The organism is Prevotella sp. CAG:255 (assembly GCF_000431195.1).
Taxonomy (GTDB): Bacteria; Bacteroidota; Bacteroidia; order Bacteroidales; family Bacteroidaceae; genus Prevotella; species Prevotella rara.
Genome location: NZ_HF986819.1, coordinates 95249 through 107706, shown reverse-complemented (window position 1 = coordinate 107706; position 12458 = coordinate 95249). Strand labels below are relative to the sequence as shown.

Here is a 12458-nt window from a genome sequence, read left to right as displayed (position 1 = left end):
TGTCCTTTTCATGACAGATGTTGCAGCAGTGTTGCGGCAGTTCGGGCATTGCATCAGAAACCGTCGAGGTCGTAATATTCGTCCTCAAGGTCGTATCCGTTCTGCTTGTTGTTGCTGTCGTTGCCGTTATTGTTGTTAGTGCTGTTGTTAGCATTGCTGTTTCCGGTGCCGGTGTCGTCGCCAAAGTCGAATATAAGCTCGTCGGTATCGTTGGCTGCCGGCTCCTCTTTCTGCGGAACGGCAGGCACAGGCTGCTTAGTCTGTTGCGGCTGTTCGGGCTGCTGTTGCGGCTCGACGTCGTCTGTCATAACGTCTGTCTGTGCGTTGCCTTGCTGTGTCTGGCTTCCGGCAGCGTTGCCGTTGGCATTCGTGTCGTAGACATCTGTGCTTATTTTAAATCCCTGTGAGTCTTGCGTAGCAGGCTGTTCAGTCTGCGGCTCAGGCTCAATCATGAAGCTGTTGTTGTCGGTCTGAGTAGTGCCCTGCTGCGCATTGCCGTTGTTTGTGGCATTGTTCTGCTGCATGTCGGGTATCACAATGCCGCCGTCGTCAGCGTTGCCGCCGGCTTTTTCTTCCTCAACAGGTATAGCTATCGTGTTGTCGTCCTGAGTGCCTGTTGCAGGCGTGTTCTCAGGTTCAACGGGGATGGATATTCCGCTGTCGGCCTCTCCTGTTGCAGGCTGATCATCGTTGATGTATAGACCTTCTTCTATTACGCCGCCGTTATACAGTCCGTCGGTCTCTCCGCCTTCGCCGTTGTCCGGCTTTTCAAACTCTATGGTAGAAGGCTCCGTGAGCAGTCTGACTGTGCTTATGCGCAGCGGAACGAAGTGCTGCTCGTAGAAATTGTCGTAGTCGTTGTAGCTGTATTGCGTTCCGAGCAGTTCGATGTTGCTGTCGCTGATGATTATGGCGCGCCCTTTCTGTGCAAGCTTCATCACCTGCTGGTTCTTGTAGAGCTGGCGTGCATACTGCAGAGCCTCGTCGTAGTTTCTGAATCCGCTCACCATCATGCGGTGCATGCCGTTGAGTTCATCGATGACGATATCGAAGTTGCGCACGATGAAGTTGGAGAAGTTGAAGCGCGCAAGCTCGAAGAGCAGCTTGTTCTCGTTGAGCGAGTCGGGCGAATAGACCATCATGAACGTGAAGTCGGTGTTGCGTTCGGCTATAAACTTACGCGCGGCGATGGAGTCGCTGTCGCTCAGCACCACCGAGCGGTGCTCCCACACGTCGCCGATGTCGAACTTTCCGCCACGCAGCTGTCGTCCGGCCTTCACTCCGTTGATAATCATTCCGGCCATGGGGCTTACGTCGCTTTGCGGATACTTGCTAACCACCTCCTGCATGTCTGTGAGGCAGCCGTTGCTGTCGCCGCTGTTGAGCTTGCTCAGTCCGCCGATGAATATAAACTTATCGCGGTTGGCTCCAAGCGGGAATCGTTTTGCCGACAGCGACGTGTTGGCGCTCACCTCCTCGTATTTGCCAGCCTTGAAGGCGTTGTATGTGGCAGCATAGAGCGAGTCTTCTATATGTTCGCCGAACTTGGCGTTCTCTTCAAAATAGGGGTCAGACAGCAGAATGGTCCACTGGCTCTTGGGGTAGCTCCGCTTCAGTTTGTCGAGGAATATGTTTGCTTGCGTCTTGTCCTGCCGTCGCGAGTAGAGCAGATAGAGATGATAGAAAGCCTCGTCCATGTTCTCAAAGTCGGGATAACTGTCTGTAAGACGCCGCAGGGTCTTCTCGCTCAGAGTCAGATTGTCGAGCTTGTCCTTGAATATTATGCCGGCATGGAATAGTCCGTCTTCAATGATCTTGTTGCTTTCGGCCACCTGCTCCTCCGTGAACGGTATCTGCTTGAGATAATATTCGCGCTTGTGCGGATTGTTCTGCGCGCTGTCCATCACGTTTTCGAGCGAGTCGGCAGCAGCCTCTGCCGCCGCGATGGAGTCTCTCATCTCGTCGGTCATTTCGGCAGGATTGTTGTCGAGTGACACGACAGTCTTGTTGACACGCTGCCAGTCGTCCACATTCTCACGCCGTCCCCACATCTTCTGGAACGTAGCCTTACCCTGGCTGACGGCCGTTGGGTTATAGAAGTACCATTTGCCCGACTTGTCGGTGGCGTTGTTGGTCATGTTGTTGGTGTTGTTCATGTTGCCCATTCCGCCCTGCTGCGCCATCTGCTGCTGTGCGTCAAGCTCAGCCTGTGCGTCGCGTTCTTCCTTCTCTTTCTTCTTCAGAGCCTCTATCACGCGGTCGATGGCCTCGTTTCTTTCTTTCTCAGGCATCTTTGCCAGAGCCTGGAGCGAGTCTTGCAGGTGTACGGCGTCGGTGTATGGCACGAGTTCGTCCAGCACCTTAGAGCGTTCCGACAGCTGTTCGTAGTCGTCGCGCTCCTTGTCGAGCAGTCCTATTGCCTCGCCATAGCATCTGCCTGCGTTGCTGTAGTCCTCCTTGTCCCAGTAAATGTCGCCGAGAGTAAGCAGCAGCACGCCTTTCTCAATGCCGTTGCGTGTCGACTTGGTGTTGCCCTTCTCGTAGGCGGCAATGGCGTTGGCGGTGTCTTTCTGCAGCATGTATATGTTGCCGATGGCATAATAAACCTGATCGAGATAGTCTTTGTTGTTGTCTGATGCCGCCATGCGCTTCAGGCGCCTTATCATCTTTTTCGACTGTGTGCCGGCCATAACCTCGCTCATTGCGATGCGGGCGTTGAACTCAAGCTCGTAAGGCGGGTTGAGCCTTATCACGCGCTTAAAAGCCTTGTAGGCGTTTTCCTTGTGTCCGAGTTCAGCCTCGAGCTGTCCCATCAGATACCACTGACGGGCGCGCTGCTTGCGCCTCATCTCGTGCTTTATCACCTTGCGCAGGTAGGGTATTGCCTCGGCATACCGTCCGGTGTGTATATAATAGTCGGCATAGGTGTAGTCCCATTCCTTCACGGCGCGCCAGTGGAGCGAGTCGCGCTTGATTTTTGTTATCACGTCTTCGGCATCATAAATCCAGCCTTCTTCGATATAGCATTTTGCGAGCCATGCCCTTGCTCGGCCGTAGATGGCGGGCTGGGTGGAGTAGAGACGGCTCATGTAGGCAAATGTAGACGCAGCCTCGTCGAACGAGCCTTTCATAAACTGAGAGCGTCCCATCAGCATCCACGCCTTCCACAAGAAGGGGTTATACTCCTTGCGGTTAAGCCACTCGATGTCTTTTTCCGTCTTCTTGCGGCTTTTGGTCCATTGAGGCCTTTTCTTTATGCTGTGCAGCTTTATCGCCTTCTGGCTTTTCTCTATAGCACGGTCGAAGTTGCTCTTGCCCAGCTCGCGGCTGTCCTTGTTGCCGACGGTGTAGAGCGGTATCATCTCGGTGAAGTTGTCCTTGTTGCCGTTCTCTTTCTCGAGCGAGCCGTCGATATATGCCAGCGTGCCGTTGTAGTAGGTGTTGTAGCGCGCGTTGAACGAATGCCACCAGCGGCTCTGCGCAGTGTTTTTCTCCGTAGAGCATCCGGCCGTAATGAGCAGTGCTATCAAGGCGGCTAAGGGAATTATATGTCTTGTCTTAATTGTCTTCATAACGTGGCGGCACAAGTGAGCATGCCATGTTTATATAACTTATCGGGAGCGATTTTATTGTCTGCCGCGGCAAAAGAGTCAGCCCTCCATCAGCATTATTGCCTCATCTTTTATCTGGTCGGGCATGCTGATGCCTCTCAGGATGAGACTTGCCGTCCAGTCTTTTACCTCGGAGGGGCGCATGGTGTAGAGCACTTCGGCAAACTGTGCCGCCTCTTCGTCGGTGTAGGAGTCTGACTTCCTGCCCTTGTAGGCGTCGAGCTCTTCGTCGTCGAAATATTCTATTTCCTTCACGGCCTGCTCCATAACGCAGTCGTGCATGCACGACGCACCTGCCTGTGCGCACGCTGACTCGTTTGCGCATGCAGTGCCGCCTTCAGGCTGTTCGGCTTTTGGCAGACGGCGGCGCACAGCCTTGAGCAGAATGAAGAGCAGCGCCATGGCTGCCAGGCAGATAACGAGCAGGCCCATATTAGGCTCCGGCCTCCTCGCCGATGGCGAATCCGGCCCTCGTAAGGTCGAGCCAGAAGTTAGGGTAGGACTTGCTGACCACCTGCGGGTCGTTTATTCTAAGTCCGGGGATTTTTATTGCGGCAGGCGCAAATGCCATTGCCATGCGGTGGTCTTCGTATGTATTGATGGCTGCGCCGGGTTCGGGCTCGCATCGCGTGCCGTCCCATCTCAGCTCGCCAGGACTGGTTTCCTCAATGACATATCCCAGCTTGCGCATCTCTGTCTTCAGCGCCTCTATGCGGTCGGTCTCCTTTATACGGAGCGATGAAAGCCCCGTGAAACAGAACGGCCTGTTCATCATGCAGCAGCAAACAACGAACGTCTGCACCATGTCGGGCTGGTTGATGAAGTCGTAGTCGAGCCTGTCTGAAGCCATGCTTATGCGTTTCAGCGTAACCGTGGTGGGCACTCCGGGCTCGCGTGTCTCAAAAATAGTCTTTATGCCGAGCATGCTGAAGAGATACTTTACGGCAGAGTCGCCTTGGCGCGAGCCGTCTGTAAGTCCGGTGAGCTTAATCTCTGACTCCTCGTTGCCGTTGATGGCGAGCATCTCATACCAGTAAGACGCTGCGCTCCAGTCGTTTTCTATGAAGTAGGGGCGTGGGCTGTAGGGCTTCGGCTCCACCTTTATCGTGTCGCTGCCCAGCCATTCTGCCTCTGCTCCGAAGTCGATCATTGTGCACAGTGTCAGGTCTATGTACGGACGGGAGATAATGTCGCCGGTAAGCTTCAGCTCAAGTCCTTTCTCCATTACCGGTGCAACCATCAGCAGCGCCGATATATATTGAGAGCTTACGTCGCCCGGAATTTCTATGCTTCCGCCCTCAAGCTTTTTGCCATTGATGCGCAGCGGAGGATATCCCTCGTTGCCTTCGTAGCTGATGTCTGCACCGAGATATCTCAGCGCCTCCACCAGTACCTTTATCGGCCGCTGCTTCATGCGCTCCGTGCCGGTCAGCAGGTGTGTGCCCGGTGTTACGGCCAGATATGCCGTCATGAAGCGCATGGCTGTTCCGGCAGCCTTTATGTCTATGGTGTCGGGCATGTCGCGCAGTGCGTCTAATATAACTTCAGTGTCGTCACAGTCCGACAGGTTGTCGGGCATTATGCCGTTCCCGGCCAGCGCGTTTATTATAAGTGCGCGGTTGCTTATGCTCTTCGAGGCCGGCAGGTCTATTGTGGCGTTGATTGTTTCAGGTGCGTTAAGAATATATTGCATTGTCAGAAAAATCTGTAATTTGTTGTTTTCTTGTTGCGTCATGGCAGAATTGGCATAGCCATGTCCGCCCTTGCGTCCACACGGACGTAAGGATATCAATGCAAAGGTAATGTATGTTGCACACAATACAAAATAAAAAGGAATAAAAAATCTTATTTTATATGCCGTTTCGCAGCAGTATTTGTGCCGTTTATGTTAAGGATTATTCAAAGTTGAATTTGTGTTAAATGTCGGACTTTATTGTTAAATCTTTACTTCATGAAATGCCGGTTTTTCATTTCTGATTGCCATTTGACCGGATTTTATGTAAAAAGTACGTGTTTTATGCAAATGTCTGTAAATCAGATGTTTATATCTTTTGTGCGGCTGCTGACTGTCTGAACCACTGCGTTTTGTGGCCTTTCGTTGTGCAAAAGGCCATGTTTTGCAGGCTGAAAGACCGTGTTTTATACTGCAAAAGGGCGAGTTCTGCTGTGCGGATGGTTGAGTTATGTCATGAAAATCAATGAAAAACGGCTGGTTGTTGCGGCAATATGGCATGTATTCTTGCTGTTTTATGCCGTTTCGTGGCGTGTTTTCGGTTATGTCTTTTGTAGAATGTCTGTTGAAGGTGTGTTAATGCAAGAGACTCAACCGTTAAACTTTGTTTCTTCTGAAGGCGTGCCGTCTCTGTTTTGGCATATTGTTTTGTAGCTGATGCCTGACAGCGTCTGTTGCTTGAAAGCATCGGCTTTTATCATTGGCTGAGATTATTTCATTATGTTGCTTGTTAGTGTATGCTGCCAGTGCATTCAGCTGTCCAATGACGCCTTCGGGCGCTTCAAAATGTGTGTATTTAATAAATATTTGCGTTGAAGGTGCAAAAAAACGCCTAAAAGTTTGCAGATGTCATAATAAGTGTGTACTTTTGCACCCGCAAATAAGGACGGGATGTAGCGCAGTTGGTTAGCGCACGCGTCTGGGGGGCGTGAGGTCGCTGGTTCGAGTCCAGTCATCCCGACATAAATTGGGCTAATATGTTGTCAAGGCAGCATGTTAGCCCAAATTTGTTTTATGCGGCAATGCATGGCCGGAGCGGCATGCGGGCATGTGCCTTTGCCGTCCTGTATATTGGAAGAAACGCAAAAGAGCGACACGCCGATAAGGCTGTCGCTCTTTTGAAACTTATTTATGATTCCGCGTTATTTCACCGAATTAATCCATGTAGCAATGTCATTGAGCACCTCAGGCGATATGGTTTCTTCTATGTTTGCATATTCGTTCACGCTTCCCGTCGTGCAGTGCTGAAACAGGTGGTTGAGTCCGTTGTATGTCTTCACCATGTTCTTCTTGTTCTTCGGCAGCAGTTTCTCTATGCTCCCGATGTTTGTCGAGGCAATAACCTGCGTGTCGCTGTTGCCGTTGATGGCCATCACGGGGCATTTCGCCTTGGCTATCGACGGGCGAGGGTCGAAGGCTATGAAGTAGTTAAGCCACGGATTGTTCATTTCTATAATCTTTGCCATGTTGTTTTTGGCAGGTTCGGGCAGACTTATTCCTGCCTTGCCGACAATCTCGTCCACCGTAGCCTTGGCGTCGCCGGTTGTCTTTTTGCTGATGATGAAGTCGTATACGCCTCTCAGTGCCTTTGCGTAGTCGCTGCACATTTTGTCGGTATATCCGCTCATCTTCAGCAGCACGAGGTTCTGTTCCATCAGTATGCTGTCGCCCCTTACGCCCGTTCCAGCCATGCTCACTATGAAGTCGGCCTTGCCTTCGGCAGCTGCCATGAAGGCTATGCTGCCTCCTTCGCTGTGTCCGAGCACTCCCGTCTTGCCGAAATTCTTTGTTCCGCGTACATATTCGATGGCTGCCAGTGCGTCTTTCATGAAGTTTTCTGTTGTTGCGTTAGCCGCGTCGCCCTTCGACTTGCCCATGCCGCGGTCGTCATATCGCAGCGATGCTATGCCGTTGCGTGCCAGAAAGTCGGCTATGACGAGGAAAGGCTTGTGCTCAAATATTTCCTCATTGCGGTCTTGCAGTCCGCTTCCGGTAACCATTACCACAACAGGCACCGTGCCCTTCTTCATCTTCTCGTATCCCGTGGGGTAGGTCAGCGTGCCGCTGAGCGTGGCGTTGTCTTCCGTGTTGCTGAATGTCACTTCCTCTGTCTTATACGGATAAGGCTCCTTTGGCGTCTGTGGCCTGTTGCGCTCCACCTTTCCTTGCTTCATTTCCAGCGGAAACGACATGCCGCTCTGGCTGAACGTGCCTTTCAGCATGCCGTCTTTCTCTTCGCCTTCAAAGGCGGCCATTATTGCCGGTATGCTTATTTTCACCTTTGTTCCTTCGCTTACGGCTATTTCGGCCGGTATGCCTTTCACGTTCTGGTCAGGACTGTCCATCGTGCACGACAGCTTGTTGTCCTTGTCTTTTTCTATGTTGAACACGATGTTCAGCGTGGCCTGTCCCACGTTCAGCTTGCCGGTCCAGCTGCCGTCAAGTTTCTGTGCTGCGGCGCTCAGCGTTGCCAGCAGCGCGACGATAAGGGTAAATATGGTCTTCATCATTTCTGTAATTTGTTGATTATAATATTTTTCATTATGTGTTTTTCCGTCCGTTCACGGTGCATGGATGCCTTAGTTGTGCAATGTCAGGCGCAACGGGCTTCGCAAAGTTAGCAAATTTTTGGTTAAAGTCAAAGTTTAGAAATATAAAATGCGTGCAGATAAAATAAAAATCCACGGCATTTTTTATCTCTGCCGTGGATTCCCTTAAATAGAAATTGAACCAAGTATTATGTCTTTTTGCTTTTTTATCGTGTTACGATAGCCTGAAGTATGGCCTTTCTCATTTGCTCCTCGTTGTTCGGGCTGTCGCAAATGGTGTAAGTCAGTTTGTCGTCTACGTAAACTCCCATCAGATAAAGGTCGATCATGTGCAGTTCTGATGCCTGGCTGTACTGATATCCTCCGAATGACGGACCGTAGAACTTGAGTGTTACCTTGTGAGTCTCACCGTTGTACTGGAGTGCCGGATATGTTATGTCATACGGATAAGTGAGATAATAAGCCACGTTGCCGCTTACGTTAGACAGGATGAACTTAGCCTTGAGAGACTGCATGTTAGCGTTTTCAATGGCCTGCTTCAGGGCGTCGTTTTCCTTAATCTCCTTAGCAAGTATTCTTCCGGGGATGCCGTTGATAACCAGAGTAGAGTCGCCTTTGTAGAAACTTGCGGTGATGCCGGTTATAGAGTCAACCTTGTTTTCGTTGTTCTTGTCTGTTATTGTATCGTTGAAGAAGTAGATTTTGTTCTGAGTCTGCCATGTCGAGCCGCCGTAATAGTTGCCGCTCATCTGTTGCAGCCATGTCTTGTATGTCTCGGGATCGATGCCTCCGTCGTCGTCAGTGCCAAGACATGATGTAAGTGAAACTGCCATTGTGCAGCACATAAGTAATGCGAACAATCTTGATAAATTTTTCATTTCAGTTAATTTTTGTTTTTTAATATTTATGATTTTTTACTTCATAAATAACACAGCGATGCAAACCTTGCATCGCCTGTTGTTAAAAAAGTTTAAGATAATGCTCTCTGCGATTATTTCTTGGCTATTTATATATGTTTTCCCTCGCTATGCAGGAGATTCATAAATTCCTCTCTTGTCTTGGCCTGGTTGAATGCGCCTGAGAAGTCGCTTGTGGTTGTTATGGCGTTCTGCTTCTCAACGCCTCTCATCTGCATGCACATGTGCTTAGCCTCTACAACCACCATCACGCCCAGCGGCTTCAGCGTTTCCTGTATGCAGTCTTTTATCTGCAGCGTCATTCTCTCCTGCACCTGCAGCCTGTGGCTGAATATGTCTACCACACGGGCTATCTTGCTCAGGCCGGTGATGTATCCGTTGGGGATGTATGCCACGTGCACTTTGCCGTAGAACGGCAGCATGTGGTGCTCACAGAGCGAGAAGAAGTCGATGTCCTTCACGATAACCATCTGGTTGTATTTCTCTTCAAACAGGGCGTCAAGCAGCACCTTGTGGGCATCTTGCGTATAGCCTCTGGTGAGTATCTGCATGGCCTTTGCCACGCGCATGGGTGTTTTCAGCAGACCTTCGCGCGAAGGATCTTCGCCAAGAAGCTCTAGAATACTTTTGTAATGTGATGCCAGGTCGTCGAGACCTTCACGGAATTCTGTTTCAGGATTCATTATCTTATATGTGTTTTTTTATAATAAATGGTTTGCCGGCATAATCTGTTTTCATGCCGTGCTGATTATGTTGTCTTTCAGTTATGCCGCATATCTGATGTCGGCGTGGCCCGGTGTCAATATCCTACAGTGATTTTTCCTTTCACTATGCATGCCTGTCTGTAGCCCATGCTCTTTATCTCTTTCAGCACGCTGTTTGCCTCGTCGTAGGTTCTGAAGTTGCCTACGCGGCATATCCATCGCGGAGAATAGAAGTGGACGTAAACCGGAAGGTCCGGAAATCTCATCTTTATTGCACTTCCGATGCTCTCAGCCTTCTGGCGGTCGGCCCTTGAGTTGCCTCCCGAATAAGCCTGAACGCGGTAGCCTGTGATTCTTCTGCTGTTGCGCATCACTTTCTTGGCCGTGTTCACTGCAGGTGCGTCTGTCGACGGGCTTGTGCTTCCTGATGCATAGTGCTGTTCCTTTAGAGGTTCTTCAACGGTATCTCTCTTTTCCTGAGCCTTATGTTGCGATTGTTTGTGCTCTGTAGCGGCTGTAGCGTTGTTGCTTTTTTCGTTGGTGGCCGTTGTCGGAGCCGACTTAATCAGCTTGGCGTTGTTTACCAATTCGTCGATGTCTTTGCTCTGACTCACGGTCACGGTTCCCTGTCCGGCCTTGTCTGTTCTTAGGTCATTGAGGAATGATTGCGCCTCAGTGTTGAGGCTGAAGCCCAATGTCAGTGATAATAAAACGGCGAATTGTTTCATTCTTTTTTCGGATTATGAGTTTTATAAGGTTAAATAAGTAAACGGGATTTGGCCGCGGCAGGTCGTTAATGCCTTGCCCTTGGCCATCCCGTTTAATGTTTCAGATTATTTCCATGCGTCGATGATACCCATGAAGTCAGCAGCCTTCAGTGAGGCGCCGCCGATGAGTCCGCCGTCGATGTCAGGTTTAGCGAACAGCTCAGGAGCGTTGCTTGCCTTGCAGCTTCCGCCGTAGAGGATAGATGTTTCTTCAGCAACTTCGTTACCATACTTCTCTGCTACGATGCTGCGGATGTAAGCGTGGATCTCTTCAGCCTGCTCAGCTGTGGCTGTCTTGCCTGTGCCGATAGCCCAGATAGGCTCGTATGCTATAACGATGTTCTTGAACTCTTCAGCTGTGAGGTTGAATACGCTGCCTTCGAGCTCAGCCTTAACAACTTCGTTCTGCTTGCCTGCTTCTCTCTCCTCGAGGCTCTCGCCGATGCAGAAGATTACTTTCAGGCCGTTCTTCAGTGCGAGCAGCACCTTCTCTTTCAGTATTTCAGGAGTTTCTCCGTAGTATCCGCGGCGCTCTGAGTGGCCGAGAATAACATACTGAGCACCGGTGCTCTTTACCATTTCAGCAGAAACTTCGCCTGTGTAAGCGCCCTTCTCTTTGTCTGCGCAGTTTTCAGCGCCGAGAGCTATCACGTCCTGATTGAGGAACTGTGCTATGCTTGCCAGGTGGATGAACGGTGTGCAGATGATTACGCCGCAGTTTGGCTTGTTGCTGTTAAGAGTCTCGTTAAGTTCTTTTGCCAGGGCGATACCGTCCTGCAAGTTCATGTTCATTTTCCAGTTACCTGCTACAATTTTCTTTCTCATTTTTCTTTCTTTTAAAAAGTTGATATATTCTGTTTGAATGTTCTTTCTCTTTTAGCCACTGCGTGAACTTCCATGTGCGGTCGGCAAAGGTAAGTAACAGCAGCGGAAGTATGTACCACAGCAGTATTTTTGATATCTTGCCCGTCACGGAGTCTTCGGGCAAGTGTCCGTATTCTGTCGTCTCCAGCTTGCCCGTCTGATAGCTTAGCTGCGGCAGGTCGTTGTGGCTCCATTTGCCTATCACCACTCCGTCTTTCAGCAGCAGCAGTCCGGGGTTGCTTCTTATCACGGTCTTCAGCGTGGTCTCGTCGGTGAGATAGAACGGATATTCGGCTCCCGTTATATCGCGCCAGTGCTGTATGCCCTCGTCGGTGCTTGCCGTCAGTCCGTAGAACGGATAGCCGTGGCTCTGGCAGTATTCGTATATCTGGTCGATCTCGCCGAAGTTAGAGTCGTCGGCATATTCGAGATGTGGCGATATAAGCAGGAATGTGTAGCCGCGGGGGGTGGGCACGCGGGGGGGAANNNNGCCGCGGCGGCTGAGCACGCTGTCGGTAAGGTCTTCGCTTCCGTCGGTGGTCTGTATGAAGAAGTCGTGTATAGGCGGCACATATCCCTCGGATATCTGCACGGTCTTGCTGTCGATGAAGGTCCATGTAGAGTCGGGATAGTTCTCGAGCGTAAACTCCTTGCGCTGTCCGTTCTTCTCAAGTATGAACGTTGTCTCAAACTCCGGACCCTTTGCCCCCTCGGGTATCTCCATGCCTTTCTTTATGTCGGCGCCTATGTGATAGGGGCGGAAGTCGAACTGCGGCAGGGTGTAGAGGCTCCTGGTGCTCGAGAACAGGATGAAGATAATGGTGTAGGTTATCACTATCCACTGGTTGGTGCGGCTGATGAAGCGGGGCATCATCAGCGGCTTTACGCACAGCACGATGGCTGCCGCCAGCAGAACAACGTTCTTATAGAAAGTCTCCCAGTTGGTAAGGATGACGGCGTCGCCGAAACATCCGCAGTCTTTTATCGGGTTGGCAACGGCGAGCCACAGCGTCAGCGGAGTCATTATGGCCATGAACAGCAGCACGAGCCTCGACATGAGGCGGCGGTGTATGGCAAAAAGAATGAACACGCCGAGGCAGAACTCAAGTCCGCCAAGCAGCACCGATGCGCCAAGCGTGAGATAGTCGGGCACATACTGGCTCAGCTGCACCACGTTGAGATAGTCCTGCAGCTTGTATTGTGTGCCTAATGGGTCTATAGCCTTGACATATCCCGAAAAGATAAACGTCAGCGATATTACAAGGCGGCAGACGTTGACCAATATTCCCGTTATGGCTTTTCTTGCGTGCATCG

The 12458-nt window shown here is 50.8% G+C and carries 8 protein-coding genes, 1 tRNA gene and 1 pseudogene; 2 read left to right on the top strand and 8 right to left on the bottom strand.

The genetic code is table 11. The features are described from left to right. Positions 1-53: 53 nt before the first annotated feature. From porW to QVO66_RS08860, 3 genes are all read right to left on the bottom strand, one after another. Positions 54-3572 (bottom strand): type IX secretion system periplasmic lipoprotein PorW/SprE, encoded by a 3519-nt coding sequence (porW, locus tag QVO66_RS08870; protein ID WP_021855121.1) that lies wholly within the window; start codon positions 3570-3572, stop codon positions 54-56. 78 nt (positions 3573-3650) lie between these two features. Then, positions 3651-4043, bottom strand: a complete 393-nt coding sequence (locus QVO66_RS08865) for a hypothetical protein (RefSeq protein ID WP_021855120.1) — start codon at positions 4041-4043, stop codon at positions 3651-3653. Between the two features lies 1 nt (position 4044). Then, the gene (locus QVO66_RS08860) at positions 4045-5304 is read right to left on the bottom strand and encodes a 3-phosphoshikimate 1-carboxyvinyltransferase (protein WP_021855119.1); all 1260 of its coding nucleotides are present in this window, start codon (positions 5302-5304) and stop codon (positions 4045-4047) included. 495 nt (positions 5305-5799) lie between these two features. Between QVO66_RS08860 and QVO66_RS08855 the strand changes: the two genes are divergently transcribed. Together QVO66_RS08855 and QVO66_RS08850 are read left to right on the top strand one after the other, a co-directional pair. Further along, positions 5800-5997: a hypothetical protein gene (locus QVO66_RS08855; RefSeq protein ID WP_288172769.1), complete on the top strand. Its 198-nt coding sequence runs from the start codon at positions 5800-5802 to the stop codon at positions 5995-5997. A 233-nt stretch (positions 5998-6230) separates the two neighbouring features. Continuing rightward, positions 6231-6304, top strand: a tRNA-Pro gene (locus QVO66_RS08850). Between the two features lie 181 nt (positions 6305-6485). On the opposite strand, the gene QVO66_RS08845 is transcribed toward QVO66_RS08850, so the two are convergent. From QVO66_RS08845 to QVO66_RS08825, 5 genes and pseudogenes are all read right to left on the bottom strand, one after another. After that, the gene (locus QVO66_RS08845; protein ID WP_288172768.1) at positions 6486-7853 is read right to left on the bottom strand and encodes an alpha/beta hydrolase family protein; all 1368 of its coding nucleotides are present in this window, start codon (positions 7851-7853) and stop codon (positions 6486-6488) included. Between the two features lie 245 nt (positions 7854-8098). Then, complete coding sequence (locus QVO66_RS08840) at positions 8099-8770, bottom strand: DUF4840 domain-containing protein (protein ID WP_021855115.1); 672 nt, start codon at positions 8768-8770, stop codon at positions 8099-8101. 128 nt (positions 8771-8898) lie between these two features. After that, positions 8899-9492 (bottom strand): GTP cyclohydrolase I FolE, encoded by a 594-nt coding sequence (gene folE, locus QVO66_RS08835; RefSeq protein WP_021855114.1) that lies wholly within the window; start codon positions 9490-9492, stop codon positions 8899-8901. 116 nt (positions 9493-9608) lie between these two features. Beyond that, entirely contained in the window at positions 9609-10241 is a 633-nt protein-coding gene (locus tag QVO66_RS08830) for an SPOR domain-containing protein (RefSeq protein WP_021855113.1), read from the bottom strand. A gap of 105 nt (positions 10242-10346) precedes the next feature. After that, a pseudogene (locus QVO66_RS08825) lies at positions 10347-12456 on the bottom strand (BT_3928 family protein). Positions 12457-12458: the final 2 nt, after the last annotated feature.